The 23692-nt window shown below is 35.8% G+C and carries 18 protein-coding genes; 13 read left to right on the top strand and 5 right to left on the bottom strand.

Features of this window, described 5'->3' with window-relative positions:
* Nucleotides 1–409: 409 nt before the first annotated feature.
* Entirely contained in the window at nucleotides 410–979 is a 570-nt protein-coding gene (locus CF599_RS09215) for a Crp/Fnr family transcriptional regulator (protein WP_121965745.1), read from the bottom strand.
* Between the two features lie 484 nt (nucleotides 980–1463).
* Between CF599_RS09215 and CF599_RS09210 the strand changes: the two genes are divergently transcribed.
* The 6 genes from CF599_RS09210 to CF599_RS09185 all read left to right on the top strand — a co-directional run bounded on the left by CF599_RS09210 (nucleotide 1464) and on the right by CF599_RS09185 (nucleotide 7497).
* A complete protein-coding gene (locus CF599_RS09210) occupies nucleotides 1464–3077 on the top strand; it encodes a CTP synthase (RefSeq protein WP_121965744.1) in 1614 nt (537 codons plus the stop codon).
* Between the two features lie 62 nt (nucleotides 3078–3139).
* On the top strand, nucleotides 3140–5044 hold the full coding sequence (gene yidC, locus CF599_RS09205; RefSeq protein WP_121965743.1) for a membrane protein insertase YidC: 1905 nt from the start codon (nucleotides 3140–3142) through the stop codon (nucleotides 5042–5044).
* 57 nt (nucleotides 5045–5101) lie between these two features.
* Nucleotides 5102–5911: a pyrroline-5-carboxylate reductase gene (proC, locus tag CF599_RS09200; RefSeq protein ID WP_121965742.1), complete on the top strand. Its 810-nt coding sequence runs from the start codon at nucleotides 5102–5104 to the stop codon at nucleotides 5909–5911.
* A 128-nt stretch (nucleotides 5912–6039) separates the two neighbouring features.
* Nucleotides 6040–6243 (top strand): type II toxin-antitoxin system Y4mF family antitoxin, encoded by a 204-nt coding sequence (locus CF599_RS09195; RefSeq protein WP_121965785.1) that lies wholly within the window; start codon nucleotides 6040–6042, stop codon nucleotides 6241–6243.
* The gene (locus CF599_RS09190; RefSeq protein WP_121965741.1) at nucleotides 6243–6578 is read left to right on the top strand and encodes a HipA N-terminal domain-containing protein; all 336 of its coding nucleotides are present in this window, start codon (nucleotides 6243–6245) and stop codon (nucleotides 6576–6578) included. Before CF599_RS09195 ends, CF599_RS09190 begins: the two co-directional genes overlap by 1 nt.
* Nucleotides 6571–7497: a HipA domain-containing protein gene (locus CF599_RS09185; RefSeq protein WP_121965740.1), complete on the top strand. Its 927-nt coding sequence runs from the start codon at nucleotides 6571–6573 to the stop codon at nucleotides 7495–7497. Before CF599_RS09190 ends, CF599_RS09185 begins: the two co-directional genes overlap by 8 nt.
* A gap of 92 nt (nucleotides 7498–7589) precedes the next feature.
* Here CF599_RS09185 and CF599_RS09180 read toward each other — a convergent pair whose 3' ends face one another.
* On the bottom strand, nucleotides 7590–8342 hold the full coding sequence (locus tag CF599_RS09180) for an SIMPL domain-containing protein (protein ID WP_121965739.1): 753 nt from the start codon (nucleotides 8340–8342) through the stop codon (nucleotides 7590–7592).
* A gap of 332 nt (nucleotides 8343–8674) precedes the next feature.
* Here CF599_RS09180 and mnmA point away from each other — a divergent pair, with 332 nt between their 5' ends.
* The 3 genes from mnmA to acs all read left to right on the top strand — a co-directional run bounded on the left by mnmA (nucleotide 8675) and on the right by acs (nucleotide 12887).
* Complete coding sequence (gene mnmA / locus CF599_RS09175; RefSeq protein ID WP_121965738.1) at nucleotides 8675–9886, top strand: tRNA 2-thiouridine(34) synthase MnmA; 1212 nt, start codon at nucleotides 8675–8677, stop codon at nucleotides 9884–9886.
* A 14-nt stretch (nucleotides 9887–9900) separates the two neighbouring features.
* Nucleotides 9901–10842, top strand: a complete 942-nt coding sequence (locus CF599_RS09170) for a nitronate monooxygenase family protein (protein ID WP_121965737.1) — start codon at nucleotides 9901–9903, stop codon at nucleotides 10840–10842.
* A gap of 134 nt (nucleotides 10843–10976) precedes the next feature.
* A complete protein-coding gene (gene acs / locus CF599_RS09165; RefSeq protein ID WP_121965736.1) occupies nucleotides 10977–12887 on the top strand; it encodes an acetate--CoA ligase in 1911 nt (636 codons plus the stop codon).
* A 248-nt stretch (nucleotides 12888–13135) separates the two neighbouring features.
* On the opposite strand, the gene CF599_RS09160 is transcribed toward acs, so the two are convergent.
* The gene (locus tag CF599_RS09160) at nucleotides 13136–13333 is read right to left on the bottom strand and encodes a hypothetical protein (RefSeq protein ID WP_121965735.1); all 198 of its coding nucleotides are present in this window, start codon (nucleotides 13331–13333) and stop codon (nucleotides 13136–13138) included.
* 13 nt (nucleotides 13334–13346) lie between these two features.
* The gene (gene hemN, locus CF599_RS09155) at nucleotides 13347–14708 is read right to left on the bottom strand and encodes an oxygen-independent coproporphyrinogen III oxidase (RefSeq protein ID WP_121965734.1); all 1362 of its coding nucleotides are present in this window, start codon (nucleotides 14706–14708) and stop codon (nucleotides 13347–13349) included.
* Nucleotides 14709–14799: 91 nt separating this feature from the next.
* On the opposite strand from hemN, the gene CF599_RS09150 reads away from it, so the two are divergent.
* The 4 genes from CF599_RS09150 to CF599_RS09135 all read left to right on the top strand — a co-directional run bounded on the left by CF599_RS09150 (nucleotide 14800) and on the right by CF599_RS09135 (nucleotide 19967).
* On the top strand, nucleotides 14800–15174 hold the full coding sequence (locus CF599_RS09150; RefSeq protein ID WP_121965733.1) for a rhodanese-like domain-containing protein: 375 nt from the start codon (nucleotides 14800–14802) through the stop codon (nucleotides 15172–15174).
* A 182-nt stretch (nucleotides 15175–15356) separates the two neighbouring features.
* On the top strand, nucleotides 15357–15632 hold the full coding sequence (locus CF599_RS09145) for a DUF4834 family protein (RefSeq protein WP_121965732.1): 276 nt from the start codon (nucleotides 15357–15359) through the stop codon (nucleotides 15630–15632).
* A gap of 133 nt (nucleotides 15633–15765) precedes the next feature.
* On the top strand, nucleotides 15766–18204 hold the full coding sequence (locus CF599_RS09140; protein WP_121965731.1) for a YfhO family protein: 2439 nt from the start codon (nucleotides 15766–15768) through the stop codon (nucleotides 18202–18204).
* Between the two features lie 473 nt (nucleotides 18205–18677).
* A complete protein-coding gene (locus CF599_RS09135; protein WP_121965730.1) occupies nucleotides 18678–19967 on the top strand; it encodes a glycosyltransferase family 4 protein in 1290 nt (429 codons plus the stop codon).
* A 140-nt stretch (nucleotides 19968–20107) separates the two neighbouring features.
* Here CF599_RS09135 and uvrA read toward each other — a convergent pair whose 3' ends face one another.
* Nucleotides 20108–22921 (bottom strand): excinuclease ABC subunit UvrA, encoded by a 2814-nt coding sequence (gene uvrA, locus CF599_RS09130; RefSeq protein WP_121965729.1) that lies wholly within the window; start codon nucleotides 22919–22921, stop codon nucleotides 20108–20110.
* Nucleotides 22922–23692 lie beyond the last annotated feature (771 nt).

The following is a 23692-nucleotide window of genomic DNA, read 5'->3' as shown; positions in this document are numbered from 1 at the left end:
TTATAAAATGATTTTTATTCTATTGAAAATCAGCGGTCCTATCTCATGCGGACTTTGTCTATTATTCTCCTTAATATCTTGTTTAGAGTTTGTGGCTATGTGTGAAAGTATATTGACAGCATTGTGAATCCATAGTGACTCCATTAAAAAGGCTGTTTTAATGGAGTCACTATGGACTCATTATGGACTCACTATGGACTCACTCGAACCGAAATAACATAGAAATGCCTATTTTATTCTATTGATGAATGTTATGGTGATTTTTTAAAAATGATCTAGAAAGTGATCTGAAAAGGGTAGAGAATTTTGTACTAATTCTTTTACAAAGATATCAATTAAAACTTAATAATTATACTACACTCTTGTGATTTTTTTTAATTCAATTAAATGAAATATAGGTGTTTAGATGTTATTTTTTAGAGAATTCACTGCGTATTCTACTTAGGCTTACTTGTGTGATTCCCAAGAATGACGCTATATATTTAAGAGGTACTCTATTGAGCAAGTGTGGTTCATTCTCTAGGAGGTCGTTATAACGTTCTTTAGCAGACTTGATTTGTCTAGTGATAGAGCGTTCTTCAGTTTTAAGTAATTCTATTTCCGCAAACTTTCTACCCCAGTTCGCTATCTCGATATCAGAAGTATATAGTTTCTCTAGTTGACTATTCTTAGTGAAGTATAGGGCGCTGTCTTCGATTAGATCGATAGTCTCGTAGCTAGGTCTATTTAGAATATAGTTATACATAGATAATGCAGGATCTCCATCGGTACCGAACCAGAAGGTTAACTCTCTATCTTCTTGTAATGCATAGGCACGCACTAGTCCACTCTTAATAAAGTAGAAGTAATTCTCGTGTTTCTCATACTCAGAAAGCAAGTAGTTCTTAGGGAAAGTAATTTCCGTAAAAATAGCGATTAGCTTATCCTTAGCAGGTTTAGAAAGAGGGTAGATGTTATCGATGATTTGTTCTAAATTCATTTAATTAACTTTAAGATAAACAAAGATAGTTTATAGTGAGTTATTATCCCACAATAAGTGATATACAGGCTATAATTGTACAAGAACCGCAAGAAGGGAAAGGTATTTATTAAATAATGGAGGGTTAGTAGGTATATTTTAGATATTAAGTGATAACAAACGGTAAAAATGTTAAAGTTACCTTAGTATAATAGATTGATTAAGGCTATTGCTCTAGCTAATTATGTAGTCAAAAAGGTCAATACAAGGGGGCAATATCAAAGATAATTATTTAATATACAAAAGTATATAGGGGTGGGAGAAGAGGTTCTCCTTTTTTAGGAGTTTTATAATGAAGATAGAAATAAGGAGTCACCTAAATAGTTAATAAAGTATAAGTTGGTGTGTGTTGCTTTTTTAGGCAATCTAAAATTAGAAGAATAGAGTGGAAAGTTGTATTTTTGCCAAGTTTTATTGTTAACTACACAACTAATACACACACTAAATGAAACAAACTAAGTATATTTTCGTAACAGGAGGAGTTACATCTTCATTAGGTAAAGGAATTATAGCTGCCTCATTGGCAAAGCTATTGCAGGCACGTGGATATTCGGCAACGATCCAGAAGTTCGACCCATATATTAATGTGGATCCAGGTACGCTTAATCCTTATGAACACGGAGAATGTTTCGTGACTAATGATGGGGCAGAGACAGATCTTGACTTAGGTCACTATGAGCGTTTCTTAAATGTACCAACTTCTCAAGCGAATAATGTAACGACAGGACGTGTTTACCTTTCTGTAATAGAGAAAGAGAGAAGAGGAGAATTTTTAGGAAAGACAGTACAGGTAGTACCTCATATCACAAATGAGATCAAAGAGCGTATGCAGCTTTTAGGTAAATCAGGTGATTATGATATCGTTATTACTGAGATCGGTGGTACAGTGGGTGATATTGAATCATTACCTTACATCGAGTCTGTACGTCAGTTATTATGGGATTTAGGTGATAATAACGCTATCGTTATACACTTGACTTTAGTTCCTTATTTAGCAGCAGCAGGTGAGCTTAAAACTAAGCCAACACAACACTCTGTGAAAACATTAATGGAGAGCGGTATTAAAGCTGATATCCTAGTATGTCGTACAGAGCATAACTTAAGTACAGAGATTCGTCAGAAACTAGCACAGTTCTGTAATGTGAAACCTGATTCGGTTATCCAATCTATCGATGCAGATACGATCTATGATGTTCCTAACTTAATGTTAGCAGAAGGATTAGATAAAGTTGCACTTAAGAAATTAGATTTACCAGAGAGAACTACGCCAGATTTAGTAAAATGGAATGAGTTTATCCACAAGCTTAAAAACCCATTACACGTAGTGAATGTAGGTTTAGTAGGGAAGTATGTAGAACTTCAAGATTCTTATAAGTCTATCTTAGAAGCGTTAGTACACGGTGGAGCTGAGAATCAAATCAAAGTAAATATCGTTTCTATCCAATCGGATAATATCAATGCTGCTAATGTAGCTGAGAAATTAAAGAACTTAGATGCTGTATTAGTAGCACCAGGTTTTGGATCACGTGGAATAGAAGGAAAAATAGAAACAGTAAAATATGTAAGAGAGAATAATGTTCCTTTCTTAGGTATCTGTTTAGGAATGCAAATGGCAGTGATAGAGTATGCTAGAAATGTACTAGGATATGCTACTGCGAATACTACAGAGGTGAATGAGAGTACTCAGTATCCTGTAATTACTTTTATGGAAGACCAAAAGAATATTACGGATAAAGGAGGTACTATGCGTCTAGGTGGATGGGACTGTAAATTAAAAGAGGGTTCTAAAGCTTTCGAAATTTATGGAGAAAGTCTTATCAATGAGCGTCACCGTCACAGATATGAATTTAATAACCAATATTTAGAAGATTTCGAGAAAGCTGGATTAATAGCTTCTGGATGGAATCCTGATACTGGACTAGTAGAGGTGGTAGAGTTAGAATCTCACCCATTCTTCGTAGGTGTACAGTTTCACCCAGAATATAAAAGTACAGTGGCAAAACCACACCCACTTTTTGTAAGCCTTGTTAAAGCAGCAATTGACAATAGAACAAAATAGTTCTTATCGTAATTAACACTATGTTATTACAACGAAAAATTTGATAAACTACAAATTAAGGAATGGAAGGAAAAAAATTAGATCGTAACAGTATTATCGGCTTTGTTATTATTGCCGGGTTGCTAATTTGGATGATGTTGAATAATATCAACAAAGAGAAAGACGCTATCGCTAATGATAAAGAGGTGGCAAAGACAGAGATCGTTAAAGAAGCAGAGGCTGAGAAGATTTCGACTGCTATAAGTGCTCAGGTAGAAGCTGATTCGGTAGCGAATCCTGCTCTACAAGCTGCTTTAGGTCCATTCGCTTACAGTGCAACTTTACCATCAGCAAAAGGAGGACAAACTGAACTTAAAAGTGAACTTCTTACTTTAGTTGTTGAGAATAAAGGTGGTAGTTTATCTAATGTTGTTATTAATAATAATACTCGTTTTACTAAAGATTCTAAACAGATAGTAGAACTTATTAAAAATAACAACTCAGAGTTTAACTTAGAGTTGTCTACGAAAGATAATAGAAGATTTAATACAAGAGATTTATACTTCGAACCAGAATTAACTAAAGAAGGGGAGAACCAAGTATTATCTATGCGTTTAAAAGTATCAGCTACTGAGTTTTTAGAGTATAGATACGTATTAAAGCCTAATGATTATATGTTAGACTTTTCTATCCGTACGCAAGGGTTAAGTAAGGTAGTGAATACTTCTGAAGTTCCATCATTAGATTGGAAACTTAAAGCGTTTACAAATGAGAAAAGTATCTCATACGAGAACCAATATACTCGTCTTTACTATGAGTATGAAGATGGAAAAGATAATAACTTAAGCGCTAGTAGCAAAGAAGATACTAAAGATATCAAGGATGCTAACTATATCGCGTTTAAACAACATTTCTTCTCATCTATCTTATTATCTGATAAAGGATTTGCTACGGCTAGTTTAAAATCAGAGAACTTAGTACACGATGAGGCAAAAGACACTATGTTTACTAAGCAGTTCTCTGCTAAGATGCCTTTAGCATATACTAATGGTGAGTTAAACCAAGATATGCAATGGTTCTTCGGACCATCAGATTACAAGTTATTAAAATCATATGACAAAGGATTAGATAAAACAGTTCCATTGGGATGGGGATTATTCGGATGGGTTAACCGTTTCTTATTTATCCCAGTATTCGGATTCTTAAGTTCATTCTTACCTTACGGTATTGCTATTATTGCATTAACTGTATTAGTGAGATTAGTGATTTCTCCATTGACATATAAATCGTATGTTTCTCAAGCTAAGATGAAAGCAATTCGTCCAGAAGTGAACGAGTTAAATGAGAAATACAAGAATGACCCAATGAAGAAACAACAAGAGACGATGAGTCTTTATAATAAAGCAGGGGTTAATCCTATGGCAGGATGTATACCAGCATTATTACAGATTCCGATCTTCTACTCGTTGTTCCAGTTCTTCCCATCAGCGTTTGACTTGAGACAAAAATCATTCTTATGGGCAGATGACTTATCATCTTATGACCAAATCTTGAAATTGCCATTCAGAATTCCTTTCTATGGAGATCACGTGAGTTTATTCCCATTATTGGCTTCTATCGCTATCTTCTTCTATATGAAGATGACTACAGGAGATCAACAAATGTCTGCTCCAGCTCAAGAAGGTATGCCAGATATGAGCAAGATTATGAAAGTGATGATTTATATCTCTCCGATTATGATGTTGTTCTTCTTTAATAACTATGCATCAGGATTGAGTTTGTATTACTTTGTTTCTAACTCTATTACAATTGGTATTATGTATGTAATCAAAAACCACATTGTGAAAGATGAAAAAATTAAAGCAATCATCGATGAGAACAAAACGAAAGAACGTCCAAAAGGTAGATTCCAACGTAAAATGCAAGAGATGATGGCTCAAGCTCAAGAGCAACAGAAATTGCAAAACGAAAACAAAAAGAAGAAATAACTAAGTTATTTTCTATATATTTAACACCTCTGATCTAATTCAGAGGTGTTTTTTTTTATGAGAATCGCAATAGTAGGAATGGGGAATATGGGCAGTACTTTTGCCAACGGATTTGTTAACTCTAGGTTTATAGATCCAAGTAATGTGTTGATTTATACGCGTTCACAGAAGTCGTTTGAAGATAGTCGAAACGTACATAAGCTATCTTATCGCTATAAATTAGATAGCGATATAGGTGCCTGTGATATAGTCATCATCGCTGTAAAACCCCAGGACTTCACTATGCTAGTAGATGATCTAAAGAAGTATGTCAATAGAGAGCAAATCATCGTATCTGTGATGGCGGGTATCTCTATAGATAGATTAAAACATGACCTCGGAGTAGAGAAGATAGTCCGTTCTATGCCTAATCTCCCAACGCAAATAGGTAGGGGAATGACTGTGTTTACAGCATCAGAGGAGTTAGATAGAAAGGAATTGTTTATTATTCAGAACTTGATTAACACCACAGGTAAGTCTGTCTATGTGTCTGAGGAAGGAAAGATAGATGCGGCAACAGCTATATCAGGTAGTGGGCCTGCGTATGTGTTCTACTTTATGGAATCGATGATTCAGTCCGCTATAGCTTATGGATTCGAACCATCACAAGCAGAGTTATTAGTAAAGCAGACTATCTCAGGAGCTCTTGGATTATATGAGTCTAACTCATTATCAACACACGAGTGGATAGCTAAAGTATCTTCTAAAGGAGGTACAACAGAGCAAGCGATTAATTACTTTAATGAAACGGAAGTGATGCAGAAGTTAAAAGAAGGAATTAATAAGGCAAAGGCTCAGTCAGAGTTATTAGGGAAGAAGCTGGGGTAGTGTAGTGATAATTTGTTACTACTTATTATACCCGAAGAGGTATAATATTTGGAAAAAGTGTGTTTTTATACCCGAAAGGGTATTGTTTTGGTTTTTATATGTATATTTATACCCGAAAAGGTATAGATATGGAATCATTACAACAGTTCGTAAAGCAGAAACGTAAAGAATTAAAGCTTACACAAGAAGATTTGGCATTAAATGCGGGTGTGGGACTTCGTTTTGTTCGTGATCTAGAACAGGGCAAGCAGACACTTCGTTTAGATAAAGTAAATGATGTATTAGCATTGTTTGGTAAGGAAGTAGGTGTAATAGATAAAATCAGAGAGTAATGGCTAGAGGTGCAAAAATATACTTTCAAGATAAGTTGGCGGGTTATTTGCTTGAGGGAGATAGTGGATATTCATTTCATTATGATAAGAATTATTTGGATGCTCCTAACCCCAAACCAGTCAGTTTAACATTGCCAATTTCACAAGATAGTTATCATAGTAATGTGCTCTTTCCGTTTTTTGATGGATTAATTCCTGAAGGTTGGCTATTGGAAATTGGTGAGAAGCATTGGAAGCTCAATCCTCGCGATCGTTTCGAATTATTAATCAACTTGTGCAGAGATACGATAGGTGCTGTTTCTGTTTATCCGATGGAGGCGGAAAGTTATGAATAATTGTCTGTTTTGTTATCAGCCTGTAGAACTAGGTAATTATCATTCTACTTGTTCAAAGAAGTTCTTTGGAACAGCAGTGGTTCCTGCTTTAGAATTAGATCAAGAGAAATTAAATCAGTTAGCACAAATCACTGTAAATGAACGATTGGCTCTAACAGGAGTACAACCCAAAATATCATTGAGTCTAAAGGGAGAACAAGGTAATAAGCGATTGACTTTAGTTGGTCTATGGGGGGATTATATCTTGAAACCACAATCAGTTGATTTTGCTTTTATGCCAGAGGTAGAAGATCTCACGATGCACTTAGCTAGGTTATTTAAAATAGAAACGGCACAGCACGCCTTAATACAAACTTTAACATGTGAACTAGCTTATATTACTAAACGCTTTGATCGTGACAAAGGAAAGAAGATTCATATAGAGGATTTGTGTCAACTGTCAGAGTTATTGACTGAACAGAAATATAAAAGCTCTTATGAACGTATAGGAAAGATTATTAAAAAGTATACTACTAATTCTGGATTGGATATTATCAAATACTTTAGACTGGTTTTGTTTAGTTTTATAACTGGTAATAATGATATGCATTTAAAGAACTTCTCTTTAATGCATACAGAGAATGGTATTATGTTTTCACCAGCCTATGATCTTCTAAATGTGAATTTGCTCTTTCCAGAAGATAAAGAAGAACTCGCTTTAACCTTATGCTCTCGTAAGAGAAAAATAAGGAGAGCAGACTTTGACCAATTTGCCTCGAGTTTAGGGATAACTGAGACTGTACGTGATAATGTATATAAAGACTTCTCAAAACAAATGGATAAAGTTGATGTGTGGATTGAGAACAGCTTTTTGACTGAGGAATATAAGGAGGAGTATATGAAGATATTTAAAAATAAGTGTGTTCAGGTGGGGATTTAAAAAAGGTATAATATAAAAAAACATCATCTATACTCCGTTCGGATATAGATGATGTTTTTACTTTCTAATAATAAGTATTCTAGGTGTGTCTACTACTCTAAAAAGAAAACAATGGTGCTTACTACTCTAGCTTTTTGCATATAAGGTTCGTTGAGTGTATTATTTGTTTCTTCTTCATCAAAATAATACTTTCCTACAATAGTGATTTGCCCTTGTGAGGCTGTCTTAATCTTACCTAATTTAGCTTGAGAATCGTTAGCGAACTGCTCACCGGCAATACGCGCATTCTTTGTGCTCTCTGCTATCAATTGTGGTTTAATAGAGTTTAGTTCAGGAAAAGAATATATAGGTTGTATATTCGAAGTCAGGTCTTTGCTAATTAAATCTAGATTGATTTGAGCAATTTTATTTCCTGTATCTTTTATGTCTTTTGTTTCAATAGTTAGTTGCTGTGTAATAGTGTATCTGTCTATTTTTACTGACACTTGTCGCCCATCTTCCCAACGAAGCTCGTGGTACTTTTCTTGGTCATTTACCCCTATATTAGAAATTTTGATGTCCGTTTTTGAAAATCCAATACTAGTTAAATAAGCAATAATCGCCTCTTTCTTTTGTTCTGTTTGCTTCATTATTTGCTGTAAGTCATCTCCGGAATTTGCAAAATCTATTACAATAGTAGCAGAGGTTGCCATTATATTCATTTCGGCTAATCCCTTTACGGTTACTACACGGTCTTTATCACTAAATGTCTTTAGTCCTTTGAAAATAAAGAATCCCAATAAAGAAAAACTCACTAATAGTGAGAAACCCAAGATAAGTGATTTAGCTAAAGTTTTGTTTTGCATGATGATGAAATTTACTATTACTTGTTGATATTATTTGAACCATTAGTATGTACAGTTGTAAGCATTGACCTTATTAAAAGTGTTTCTACTACTTCTAAATGGTTAATAAATAATTGTAACTGTCTTGATATAAATATAATACCAATATCATTGAATAAAAAATAATCTACCTTTTATTTGTAGTGCCTTAAATCTACAGATAGCGTTTAAGCTCTTGTATGCGCTAATGATAGATATTCTCTATGGACATATCATAATTAAAAGATAAGATAAATTCAAAAGCTTTTTGTATTGCGGCATTTCTTGTAAATTTGTAGCAATATTTTTTTATCATGAAGAAAAGAGTAGTAGTAGGTCTTTCGGGAGGTGTAGACTCAAGTGTCGCAGCTTATTTACTGAAAGAACAAGGATATGAAGTTATTGGATTATTCATGAAAAATTGGCACGATGATACTGTGACGATTTCTAATGAATGTCCATGGTTAGAGGATAGCAACGATGCTTTAATGGTCGCTGAGAAGCTTGGGATACCATTCCAGACAGTAGACTTAAGTGAACAATATAAAGAGAAGATTGTAGACTATATGTTTAAGGAGTATGAGAATGGTCGTACCCCTAATCCTGATGTGCTGTGTAATCGCGAGATCAAGTTTGATGTATTTATGAAAATAGCATTAAGCTTAGGAGCAGATTATGTAGCTACGGGACATTACTGTCGCAAAGATGAAGAGGTTATCACTAAAGCAGATGGTACACAGGAGACTGTGTATAAGCTATTAGCAGGTGAGGACCCTAATAAGGATCAGTCTTATTTCTTATGTCAGTTATCTCAAGAGCAGTTAGCGAAGGCGTTATTCCCAGTAGGAGAATTGCTTAAGCCAGAGGTGCGTGAGATAGCGGCGAAGATGAACTTAATCACAGCAGACAAGAAAGATTCTCAAGGATTGTGTTTTATTGGAAAAGTAAGGTTGCCTGAGTTCTTACAACAAAAGTTGAGTCGTAAAGATGGGTTAATCTATGAGATACCTAAGAATTCTCCTATATATACAAAAGAAGAAGAGGTATTCTCTACATTAGAAGAAGCTTTAAAAGCGGAGGCTACATCTATCGTATATACACCTGAGATGGGTAAGAAAGTAGGGGAGCACTTCGGAGCGCACTTCTTTACTATCGGTCAACGTAAAGGACTAAACGTAGGAGGAACTGCAGAGCCATTGTTTATTATCAGTACGGATGTAAATGAAAATATCATCTATACAGGACAAGGAAGTGATCACCCTGGGTTGTTTCACAAGGCATTATTTGTTCAAGAAGATGAAATTCACTGGATTCGTGAAGACTTAGCATTGCAAGAAGGCGAAACAATGTCTATATTAGCACGTATAAGATATCGCCAACCGTTGCAAAAAGCAACATTACACAAAATGAAAGAGGGAATGTTTGTGCGTTTTGAAGAACCACAATCAGGAATCACAGAAGGACAATTTGTATCTTGGCATATCGAAGACGAACTAATCGGTTCGGGTGTTATTTCGAAACTATAAACAACCAAAATACAATGAAAAATAAGTTAGTAGATCTTTTTAATATCCAGTATCCTATCGTACAGGGAGGAATGATATGGAACAGTGGTTATAAGTTGGCTAGTGCAGTAAGTAATGCAGGTGGTTTAGGGCTTATAGGTGCAGGTTCTATGTATCCAGAAGTATTGAGAGAGCATATCCAGAAGTGTAAGAAGGCAACAGATAAGCCATTCGGTGTGAATGTACCGATGTTATATCCTAATATAGAGGAGATCATGCATATTATCGTAGAAGAAGGTGTGAAGATAGTCTTTACTTCTGCTGGTAATCCTAAGACATGGACTTCTTTCTTAAAGGAGCACGGTATAACAGTAGTACACGTAGTGAGTTCTTCTAAGTTCGCACTAAAGGCACAAGAGGCTGGCGTGGACGCTATCGTAGCTGAAGGATTTGAAGCAGGAGGACACAATGGAAGAGAAGAGACTACGACGCTTACTTTAATTCCTATGGTGCGTGAGAAGATTAGTATTCCATTAATAGCAGCAGGAGGTATCGCTTCAGGTAAAGGGATGCTAGCGGCTATGGTATTGGGAGCTGATGGAGTGCAAATGGGTACTCGATTTATCGCATCAGAAGAAAGTTCTGCTCATGCTAATTTTAAGAATCTACTATTAGATGTTCAAGAAGGAGATACAGCACTAAGTTTGAAAGAGCTTGCGCCTGTGCGTCTTATTAAGAATGAGTTTTACGCAGGACTGCAAGAATTATATGCGAAATGCCCTAGTGTAGATGAACTAAAAGAATACCTAGGTAGAGGGCGTTCTAAAAAAGGAATGTTCTTGGGAGATCTAGTAGAAGGAGAATTAGAAGTAGGTCAGATAGCAGGGCTAATTCACAAGATAGAACCAGTAGCAGATATCGTAAAACATGTCATCGCTGAGTTCGAATCAGCAAAGAAAGAAGTCGCTTATTTTTAGTGAAATTATAATCAATATAAAGTCATACAGTGTTTTTAGGAATAAAAATATTGTATGACTTTTTGCTATTTATTACTAAAATCATATATTTAAGAACTTAAAAAAAACATTACATAAAAAATCACAACTAAAATATGAGTTATTATAAAATAGAAAATCTAGAACAATATTTTAAACACTATAAAAAGTCCGTAAGAGAGCCTCGTAAGTTCTGGAGTAAAATAGCTGAAGAGAATTTTGTTTGGTACCAAGTATGGGACAAGGTATTTGAGTTTGATATGGAAGAATCAAAATTTCAATGGTTTGTCAATGCAAAGTTGAATATCGTAAAGAACTGTATTGATCGCCACCTTGCAAAAAGGGGAGAAAAGGCAGCCATTATATTTGAACCTAATAATCCAGAAGAAGCATCAGAGACTATTACCTATAATGACTTATATAATAGAGTGTGTAAGATGGCTAATGTTCTTAAAGAACAAGGAGTAAAGAAAGGAGATAGAGTATGTATTTATCTTCCTATGATTCCAGAGCTATCGATAGCGATGTTAGCATGTGCTAGATTAGGAGCGATACACAGCGTTATCTTCGCTGGATTCTCTTCGTCAGCTGTGTCTAAGCGTATCAATGATGCAGAGTGTAAGTATGTGATTACTTCTGATGGAAGTTACAGAGGAAGTAAGACAATACCTTTAAAGCCTATTATAGATGAGGCATTAGAGTCTTGTCCTGGTGTAGAGAGAGTATTAGTAGTGAAGAGAACAGGAGGAGAGGTTGTTTTTAAAGAAGGACGTGACTTATGGTTAGCTCCTTTATTAGAAGAAGCATCTACTAATAATGTAGCTCAAGTAATGGATGCTGAGGATCCGTTATTTATTCTTTATACTTCAGGATCTACTGGATCTCCTAAAGGGATGGTGCATACGACTGCTGGGTATATGGTACAGACTGCTTATTCGTTTAAGAATATATTTGATTATAAAGAAGAGGATATCTTCTGGTGTACTGCTGACTGTGGATGGATTACAGGACACTCGTATATTATCTACGGACCACTGTTAAATGGGGCAACGACAGTAATGTTCGAAGGAGTTCCATCATATCCTACACCGAGTAGATTCTGGGATATCATCGATAAATATAAAGTAACACAGTTCTATACAGCTCCTACAGCTATCCGTTCATTAATGACAGAAGATTATAGCTATGTGAATTCGCATGACTTATCTAGTCTTAGAGTGATTGGTTCGGTAGGGGAGCCTATTAATGAGGAAGCATGGCACTGGTATAATGACCACGTAGGAAAGAAAAGATGTCCTATCGTAGATACGTGGTGGCAGACGGAGACAGGAAGTATCTTAGTTTCTCCACTTCCGTTTATTACGCCTACTAAACCTACTTATGCGACATTGCCATTGCCAGGGATACAAGCTGTCTTAATGGATGACAAGCGCAATGAGATAGAAGATAATCAAGTAGATGGAGCACTGTGTATTAAGTTTCCTTGGCCATCTATGGCACGTACTATCTGGGGTGATCACGAACGCTATAAAGAGACCTACTTTAGTCAATTCCCAGGGAAGTATTTCACTGGAGATGGGGCTTTAAGAGATGAAGTAGGGTATTACAGAATCACAGGTCGTGCTGATGATGTGGTTATCGTATCAGGGCATAACTTAGGAACTGCACCTATCGAAGATGCTATTAATGAGCACCCAGCAGTAGCAGAGAGTGCTGTGGTAGGGTTTAAGCACGATATTAAAGGAAATGCGCTACATGGGTTTATCACACTTAAGATGGAGGGTGAATACCGTGATAGAGAGAACTTGAAGAAAGAGATTAATAATATGATCTCTAGTCATATCGGTCCGATAGCTAAGCTAGATAAGATTCAGTTCGTAGATAGTTTACCTAAGACCAGATCAGGAAAGATTATGAGACGTATACTTCGCTCTATATCTAATGGTGAGACTAAGGAGTTCGGAGATGTATCGACATTAATCAATCCAGAGATAATAGATGTTATTATTGCTAATAAAAGCGAATAGCAAGACTAAGACTATATTATAACCTTTAAGGTAAAAACAAAAGTCCTTAACTGAGATTGAGGACTTTTTTATACTATTGTCTATTTGAGAGTAAACAATAAACAAATGACGATTTGTGTGATAAAGCTTTTTATCACTCATTAGTAAAGTTTACATAAAAACAAAAGTCCTTAACTGAGATTAAGGACTTTTTTTTATACTACTGTCTACCTGAGAGTAGACAATAAACAAATGACAATTCGTGTGATTTAGAGACCCTCTTTATCCTGTTGTCTAGCAGCTTTCTTTAGAGAATAGACTAAGTAGGCTATAAATACTATAAAACCTATATAAGACATCCAGTTGTGGGATATTGACCACAAGTGTGCGCTGTCTAAGTTGTAAATTCCTCCTACTAATCCTAGTAACACAATAATGGTTACTGCTTTCTCTACATATTTATTCATTCTTCTTCTTTTATTAGATGGTCATCGAGAACAACTGTCTCTGTGGTTTGTTCTTGTGTAGTCTCATATCTAGAGCCATACACACATTTCTAACAAACGCACGACCTTTCTTAGTTATCTTAATATTATAATCCTTAATCTGGATCAACTCATCTAGCTCTAATTCTTTTAGTTCTGCTAGAACAGGGTTGAAGTCTACTTTATCTAAGTCTGCTTCCAGATCAGTAGATAAAGAACACATTAAATTTAAGATATGTTTTCTAATAATCAAATCTTCTTCATTCAAAATATGTCCTTTAGTAACAGGGATAGTTCCTTGTTCTAAAAGAGCGTAATATGTATCAATATCTTTTTCATTCTGAGCGAAGGCATACCAGCTATCACTGATAGATGATACTCCTAAACCGATCATTACCTGTGTCTTTGAAGAAGTATATCCCATAAAGTTTCTATGGATATGCCCCGTGTTCATTGACTTATAAAGTGAATCACTTTTTAATGAGAAGTGATCCATACCTATTTCGATATAGTCATTCTTTAGAAGTAGTTCTTTTCCTTTCTCATATAATTGACGTTTCACATCGTCTTTAGGGACATCTTCATCGTTAAAACCACGTTGTCCATTTCCTTTGATCCATGGCACGTGTGCATAACTATAGAATGCTAATCGATCAGGAGAAAGTGATTTAGTCTTCTCAATTGTATCGATAACATGCTCTAACTTCTGAAAAGGTAGACCATAGATAATATCATGTGAGATAGAAGTATAGCCAAGTTCTTTAGCCCATAGTGTAACTTTTGCTACATTGTGGAAGCTTTGTTCTCTGTGGATTGCTTTCTGAACTTCAGGGTTATAATCTTGAACACCGAAACTTACTCTTCTAAAACCAAGGTTGTATAAAGTAGATAAGTGTTCTTTGGTTGTATTATTTGGATGGCCTTCAAAGCTGAATTCATATTCATCTGCGATGACTGATTTCGCTTTTATGCCTTCTATAAGTTTGCTTAAATGTGCAGGAGAGAAGAATGTCGGGGTACCTCCACCTAAGTGAATCTCCTTAATGACAGGCTTTTCTTCGAATAGGTTACAGTATAAATCCCATTCTTTTAAAAGAGCATCTATATAAGGGTTCTCTACCTCATGTCTTTTAGTTATCCTCTTATGGCATCCACAGAAAGTACATAAGCTCTCGCAAAACGGCAGGTGTATGTAGATACTAATCCCTTCTTCTTTATTAGATTCAATGAAGGATCTCTTTAGAGAATCAATCCATTTATCTCTACTAAAAGAGGTCTCTTCCCAATAAGGAACAGTGGGGTAGCTAGTGTATCTAGGACCGGGTACATTATACTTTTGTATAAGAGAAAGTGACATATTTATTCTATATTTGAAAACAAATATATAGTGATGTAAATTCGCATACTATGATATTTGTCATTTTTGTTAAACTATTAAACATTCTTATATGAAAAAGCATAACGTTTTGATTCTTTTGTTTATTGTGATGTTAAGTGTCTCTTTTACAGGATATAGTCAAGATAAAGTAAATCATTTATTGAATAACTCTTCTTTTAAACAAGTTATAGAGCAGACAGAAGTACAACTTATAGATGTACGCACACCTAAAGAGTTCTCAGAAGGGACTATAGAGTATGCAAAGAATATAGACTTCTTAGGAGATAATTTTCTAGAGCAGACTAAGGACTTGTCAAAGGACAAACCATTATATATCTTTTGCAAATCAGGTAAGCGCAGTGAGAAAGCTAGAAACCTGTTATTAGAGAATGGCTTTAAAGAAGTGTATGAGTTAGAAGGAGGATATACGAAGTGGAAGGAGTAAGTACTTAGTGGAGAACGGAAAAACAACCTTTCTAAAGATTATTAGTCTTCTCAACAAGAAATAAAAACTGTTAACTGTAAACCGCAAACTGTAAACACCTCTTCTACATTTATCAATAATTTAAGAGTTGTGATTGTCATTTAGTTGTTATAATTACTATTTTTGATAAAAAGAAGGAAATCATGGGATTTATTAAAGCACTTATTATTATTGTTCTGATATATTACGCATTTAAGATAGCGATGCGTTATTTGTTCCCTGTATTAATATACAAGGTAGCGAAGAAAGCAGAACAGAATTTTCAACAAAGACAACAAGAGTATAACCAATATAACGGAAGTCAAAGTAATCAAGAGTCTCAGACATATACTGATACATCTAGTCAGGGTGGCAGAGTACCGCGCTCTACTAAAGTAGTAGGTGAGTATGTAGACTTTGAAGAAATCGACAAGAAGTAATATTAGATAACCATTTAAAGCCCTCAGGAGCAGTTGCTCTTGAGGGCTTTTTTTTGACTTTAAAGAAAACTACATTGATATCTTTAAAGCATCCTTAAAATTACTTACTTTAGCATCTTAAATAGTAGTATAAATGTCATCAGAAACAACCAATACGTTTAAAAAGATTTATCCACATCTGTTAGTGGTTTTAGGATTCATAATAGTAGCACTATTATATTTTTCGCCAGTATTGTCTAATAAAGTGATTTACCAATCCGATATCGTACAATATACCGGAATGGCTAAAGAGCAAATCGACTTTAGAGAAGTAGCTAAAGAAGAGCCATACTGGACTAACAGTGCCTTCGGAGGAATGCCAACTTATCAGTTAGGAGCTAAGTTTCCTCATAATTACGTGAAAACACTAGACAGTGCTATTCGTTTTTTACCTAGACCAGCAGATTATCTATTTATCTACTTCCTTGGTTTCTATGTACTACTAGCTTCTTTAGGGATGAAGCCATTGCGTTCTTTTATTGGAGCATTAGCTTTTGGTTTTTCTACCTATTTGATTATTATCTTAGGAGTAGGGCATAACGCTAAAGCACACGCTATCGCTTATATGCCGATGGTATTAGCAGGAGTATTATTAGTCTTTAGAAAGCATTATATAAAAGGAGGATTGCTTACACTATTTGCAGCAGCATTAGAGATCGGAGCTAATCACTTCCAGATGACATATTACCTTTTATTACTATTGATCTTAGTAGGTATATATTATATGGTAATATATATCAAACAAAAAGACTTTAAAGCTATCGGGTACTCTTTAACAGTGCTTATAGGTGCAGCGATATTGAGTATAGGAGCGAATGCGACTAACCTTATGGCTACTTCTGAATACACTAAGTTTAGTACACGAAGCAACAGTGAATTAACTTACCAACCTGATGGTTCTGCCAAGGTATCTTCTAATGCGATGAGTTATGACTACATCACAGAATATAGCTACGGAATCTTCGAAAGTTTAAACTTGATCGCACCTCGTCTTACAGGTGGAGCGAATGGAGAGAAGTTAGGGACTGATTCGAATACCTATAAGTTATTCAAATCTGTAGGAGCGAATGATCAGCAGGCAGCAGAGATGGCAGCTAGTTCTCCTACGTATTGGGGAGATCAGCCTATCGTAGCAGCACCAGCCTATATCGGAGCTGTTGTATTCTTCTTATTTGTATTGGGAATCTTCGCAGAGAAGAGAAATATCAAGTATATCTTTATCGCAGGAGCAGTGTTCTCACTGATGTTCTCTTGGGGTAAGAACTTCCCAGTACTGACAGACTTCTTTATAGACTATTTCCCGATGTATAATAAGTTTAGAGCAGTATCATCTATCCAAGTAATCTTAGAGATGTGTGTACCTGCTTTAGCGATTATGGGACTTTATGCCTATAGCAAATTAGAGAAACAAGAACAATTAGCATTACTTAAGAAATCAGGTATTGCAGTTGGGTCTATTATCGTTTTATTATTCTTAGTAAAGGGAACATTGAGTTTCACAGGATTAAATGATGAGTACTACAGAGGAGCTTATGGAGAGATAGGACCAGGTTTTATCAATGCTTTGATACAAGATAGAAAGGATATGTACACTGCTGATTTGATCAGAAGTTTTGTACTTATTGCGTTAGCAGCAGCAGCATTATACTTCTCTACTAAAGGAAAAATCAGTGCTCAGATAGCAGCAGTTATCGTAGGTGTGCTGATGGTAGGGGACTTGGTATTAGTAGATAGAAACTACGTGAATGATTCTCACTTCGTATTAGCATCACAAATGAATACTCCGTTTCAAGCAACACCTGCTGATAAAGTTATTCTAAATGATACAGAGCACTTTAGAGTGTATGAGTTCAGCGGTGGGTTTAATAGTGCGAGAAGCTCGTTCTTCCATAATTCACTAGGAGGATACCACGCAGCGAAGCCTCGTAGAATGCAAGAATTAGCAGATTATCAGCTGAAGCAAAACTCTAATATGGAGGTGCTAAATATGATGAATGTGAAGTACATTATCCAAAAAGATGAAGAGGGAAGAGATGTACCTTTATTAAATGATAATGCTAACGGAAACGCTTGGTTTGTGTCTAGCGTGAAGAAAGTAGAGAATGCAGATGCGGAGATGAAAGCCTTAACAGGATTAAAGACAAAACAACAAGCTGTTCTTAATACGACTATGTTTAAGGGTATCGCAATTAAAGATAGTTATACTGTAGATTCATTAGCAACAATCAACCTTAAGAGCTATGCTCCTAATAAGATTACTTATGAGTCAACGAATACGAATGATGGATTAGCAGTGTTCTCTGAGATATACTATCCTCACGGATGGGTAGCGAAGGTAGATAATGTAGAAGTGCCTATCGTAGCAGTAGATTACGTACTAAGAGCTATCGAACTTCCTAAAGGAAAACATACAGTGGAATTCACATTCGAACCTGAAGTTATCTCTAAAGGAGGAACTATAGCGTTAATCTCAAGTATTCTAATTTTATTAATTACTGCGGGAGGTATTTATCTAGTGGCGAAGAAGAAGTAAGTGTTTTTGTTTTTTTGTGATTTCGTTTTTTTGTTTTTTTGAGGAAGTATATTGCACTTAAGAAGATAATTAAACTTTCAAATAACAACATCATCATTGCTGTCGCGGATTGGCTGTCGCGGATTTGTAATCCGTGACAACACAACATCAGAAAACAACAATGTCTATAACGCCCTATCGGCACACAATCGTAGGGGCATATTACTATACGCCCACCTAAAATATCTAGATGTTTTTAGTGAGTAGAATAATAAATAAAAGAGTTTTTTTGTGATTTCGTTTTTTTGTTTTTTTGTTTTTTTGAGGAAGTATATTGCACTTAAGAAGATAATTAAACTTTCAAATAACAATATCATTGCTGTCGCGGATTTGTAATCCGTGACGACACAACATCACAAAACAACAACATCTCACGCTGTCGCGGATTTGCAATCCGTGACGACACAATAAAAAAAACAAAATGCAGAACGAGTATGTCTAAGAAAAAAGTTTTAATCATAAGTTACTATTGGCCACCAGCAGGAGGGCCAGGTGTACAGCGTTGGCTGAAGTTTGTCAAATATTTGCCAAGCTTTGATATAGAGCCAATTGTTTATGTTCCTGAGAATCCTAGTTATCCGTTAATAGATACAAATAACACGAGCGAAGTAGACCCTTCGATTACAGTGTTAAAGCAACCTATTAACGAGCCTTATCGCAAGGCGAAGTTAGTGAGTGGTAAAAATACAGATACATTAAGTGCAGGTATTATACCAGATAAGAAGAAACAGACTTTTACAGATAAGTTATTGCTTTGGGTAAGAGGAAACTTCTATATTCCGGATGCTCGAGTGAGTTGGGTCAAGCCGTCTGTTGCTTATTTGGCTGACTATTTAAAGCAGAATAAGGATATAGAGACAGTTATTACAACCGGACCGCCTCATAGTATGCATTTGATAGGAATGGCGCTTAAAGAGCAGTTAAACGTCCAATGGATAGCTGACTTTAGAGATCCATGGACAACCATAGGCTATCACAAGGAATTAAAACTAAACGAATCTAGTGCGGCTAAACATCTAGAACTAGAGAAAGAGGTTTTAAACAAAGCAGATCAAATCATCGTTACAAGCAAAACAACGAAGAAAGAGTTTCAAGAGAAAACAAGCAAACCTATAACGGTCATTACCAATGGTTATGATATCACAAGTCTTGGGAAGATACCACTAGATGAGAAGTTTACCTTAGCGCATATAGGTTCTTTCTTATCTGAACGCAATCCTAGAATACTATGGAAGGCAATATCAGAACTAAGAAAAGAGAACAAAGCGTTTAAAGAGGCGTTTCAACTGAAGTTAGTAGGGAAGGTGAGTAGCCAAGTATTGGATACCATCAAAGAGTTTAAGCTAGAGGACTGTGTGTTAAACTTAGGCTATGTAGATAATGTAGAAGCCTTGAGACAAATGCGCGCTTCACAAGTATTGTTGTTGATAGAGATAGACTCTGAAGACACTAAAGCCATTATACCGGGTAAATTGTTTGAGTATATGGCATCTGAACGTCCTATCTTAGGAATAGGCCCTGAGGAGTCTGACTTCTTTGATATTGTCAAAGAGACTAATACAGGTAAAGTAGTGTTATATAGTGAGAAAGATAAGTTGAGTGATATCTTATTAGAATACTTCGAACTATACCAAAAACAACAACTTAAGGTGTATGGTATGGGGCTGCAGTACTATAGTCGCAAGCGACTAACAGAAAAACTAGCTAAATTAATTACGAATTAGAAATTACGAATTACGAGCTTTGTTTGTGGATATTCAGAGTGTTATATAAATATAAAAGGCTGTGTCATTGTTGTGACACAGCCTTTATTTTATCTTCTATTTACGAGATATATCGTCGTAATTCGTAATTATCTAAGTGATTATCTAAGTTTTTCTTTTAAGTAATGACCTGTTAGAGAAGCTTTGTTTTTAGCTACTTCTTCAGGAGTACCGAAGGCTACTAACTCACCACCATACTCACCACCACCAGGACCAATGTCGATGATGTAATCTGCACATTTGATCAAGTCAAGGTTGTGTTCGATAACGATGATAGAATGTCCTTTCTCGATTAAAGCTTCGAATGACTTCAACAACTTCTGAATATCGTGGAAGTGCAGTCCTGTCGTTGGTTCATCGAATACGAATAGCACCTTATCTCTAGTTGTTCCCGCTAATAAGAAAGATGCCAGCTTGATACGTTGTGCTTCTCCACCTGATAGGGTAGAAGAAGACTGACCTAGCTGTACATATCCTAATCCCACATCGTGTAGAGGCTGTAGCTTCTGCGCTATCTTGGTTTGTTTATGTAGATCAAAGAACTGTAGCGCATCATCTATCGTCATTGTCAATAAGTCGTCTATGTTCTTTCCTTCAAAGTTTACTTCTAATACTTCTTTCTTAAAGCGCTTTCCGTGGCAAGTCTCACATTCTAAGTGAACGTCAGCCATAAACTGCATCTCTACAGTCACTGTACCTTCTCCTTTACACGTCTCACATCTACCACCATCTACGTTAAATGAGAAGTGTTTCGGTTGGTATCCTCTAAGTTTAGATAGTTGTTGTTTAGAGTATAAATCTCTAATGTCATCATACGCTTTGATGTAGGTCACAGGATTAGATCGAGAACTTCTTCCGATAGGGTTTTGATCCACATATTCTACAGATTTAATCCCTCCGAATTCTCCTTTCATTTCTGTGAACTGCCCAGGCTTATCACTAAGTCCTGTTAGTTTCTTTTGCAACGCAGGGAACAATATCTTTTTGACTAGTGTACTTTTACCACTACCAGATACTCCTGTGATTACAGTCAAACAATCTAATGGAAAAGTAACATCTATATTCTTGAGGTTGTTCTCTCTAGTGCCTATTATCTCAATAAAGTGTTTATATGGTCTGCGCTTCTTTGGGACAGCTATTTCGAGTGCTCCACTAAGGTATTTACCTGTAAGAGAGTCAGACTTAAGGATGGTAGCATAGTCCCCTTGAGCGACTAATTCACCTCCATAGCTACCTGCCTCAGGACCGATATCTATAATCTGATCTGCAGACTTCATAATGTCCTCATCGTGCTCTACTACGATCACGGTATTCCCTAATTGTTTTAGGTTATTTAGTACATCGATAAGCTTCTCTGTATCTTTTGGGTGTAGTCCTATACTTGGTTCGTCTAAGATATACATCGACCCAACTAAACTACTTCCTAGTGATGTAGCCAAGTTGATACGTTGAGATTCTCCACCTGATAAAGAAGCGGAGTTTCTGTTTAGCGTTAAGTAGTCAAGTCCTACATTACTAAGAAATCCTAGTCTGTTGTTGATTTCGATTAAAAGGCGACTAGCTACTTTAGCTTCATATTCGTTTAAGACAAGATCCTTAAAGAAAGTGATCAAATGCTTGATCGGTAAGTCTACTAATTCACTAACAGTTTTGCTGCCTACTTTTACATAGCTAGCTTCTATACGCAATCTCTTTCCTTTACAAGTAGGACATTTAGTCTTCCCTCTATAACGAGAGAGAAGTACTCTATTTTGTATCTTATAATTCTTTTCTTCTAGTTCCTTAAAGAAGTCGTTTAACCCTGTAAACAGAGCGTTACCTTCCCATACTAAAGCTTTTTGTTCATCTGTCAATTCAAAATACGGTTTGTGAATAGGGAAGTCAAACTTATAAGCATTGTTTACTAGTTGATCTCTATACCATCCCATCGACTCTCCTCTCCAAGGAAAAACAGCATTGTCATAAACAGATAAGCCTGTATTTGGAATCACTAATTCTTCATCTATACCGATGATATTTCCATATCCATCACAAGTAGGACAGGCTCCATAAGGATTATTAAAACTAAACAAGTGAACGTTTGGCTCTAAGAATGTCTCTCCGTCTAAAGCGAAGTTGTTGCTAAACTCCTTGCGTGTTTTGTCTTTTAGATCTTCTATATAGCAGTATCCTTTCCCTTCAAAGAAAGCAGTTTCTACAGAATCTCCTAATCGATTATAGAAGTCCTCATCATCACTCACGACGATACGGTCTACGATTAGATATACATTTGACACGTCTACTTTATTAACTTCATCTTCCGTATGTTCACTGATATAGGAGTCTAGACGAAGTGTCTCGCCATTGACTAATACTCTAGCATATCCCTGCTGTAATAGTACATTAAGATGTTCATACAGGACTCTGTCTTCCCCTAAGTCAATAGGTGCTAGTAATAGAAGTTTTGCACCGATCGGTAGGCTCTTGATATAATCTAATACATCACTTACGGTATCTTTCTTCACTTCCTCACCAGAGATAGGAGAGATAGTCTTCCCGATACGCGCATAAAGCAGTTTGATGTAGTCATATATCTCTGTAGAGGTACCCACAGTAGACCTAGCGTTACTCGTATTTACTTTTTGTTCGATAGCGATAGCAGGAGCGATACCCTTGATGTACTCCACCTTAGGTTTATTAATACGACCTAAGAACTGACGTGCATAAGAAGATAAACTCTCTACATATCGGCGTTGTCCCTCAGCATATAACGTGTCAAAAGCCAAGCTCGACTTACCTGAACCAGATAGACCAGTGATAACCACAAGGTTATTACGCGGAATCACGACGTCTATATTCTTAAGGTTGTGCAACTGAGCACCCTTGATTATTATATTCTTTTTTGGATCTATATTGGAGAAATCTATTTTTTTCATAAAGCCTATAAAGGTTGAACATACAAAGATAATGCTTTCTTTAGTTTATCTAAAGTTTAGAAACTTATAATCTCGCCAAAGTCCTTAATGTGCTATAATATTTCGCAAATCTAATCATGGAGGTAAGCGTTATAGGAAGCCATTCTAGTTATTACTCTTTTTTCTGCTTTAGGAGGTAAAGTGTATTGGTTGGTGGGATAGCTAAGAGTTTAAGTGAACAGAAGAAGGGATAGGGCTATCTTGATTAGAAAAATAGAATTAGATAAAAGTGTTGTTTTGCGAATATTTATAGATAAAGATAATCGTTAATTAATTTGTTAAATAGGATTATTTACTCATTGTTAATTTTTTAACAACTACGTTATTCTTCATGGAACTTAAAACCTCTTTAAGCCTTGTGTTATGGGGCTTGAGGATATGTTGTTTTACTCCTGTTCCAGTGTTGTTCCCAAGACGCTGTCATTGAGAGCTGTTTTGGGAACAACTTGAGAACAAACTAGGGATAACACCGCTATAACACAGGGAAATCTCCTTTTTTCAAACGTTAAAATAATTGTTAAAGATATTATGTAAAAATCTAGAGTATTGATTTTTTTACCTCAAAAACAGGATTATTTGAGGAAAGGATTTGCTTAGTTTTATGCAAATATTGAGATTATAAGCAACAATGATTAATTGCTTACTTAGCAAAGATACAAAAAAATAAAGAGAGTTTATCGGTTGATAAACAAATGTTTAAGAAGGGGGATTTACTAATGTTATTAGGTGAGC

The sequence above is a fragment of the Myroides sp. N17-2 genome, assembly GCF_002286775.1.
In the GTDB taxonomy this organism is placed as follows: domain Bacteria; phylum Bacteroidota; class Bacteroidia; order Flavobacteriales; family Flavobacteriaceae; genus Flavobacterium.
The sequence above is the reverse complement of the archived record's forward strand: the minus strand, read 5'-3'. Positions and strand labels throughout refer to the sequence as shown.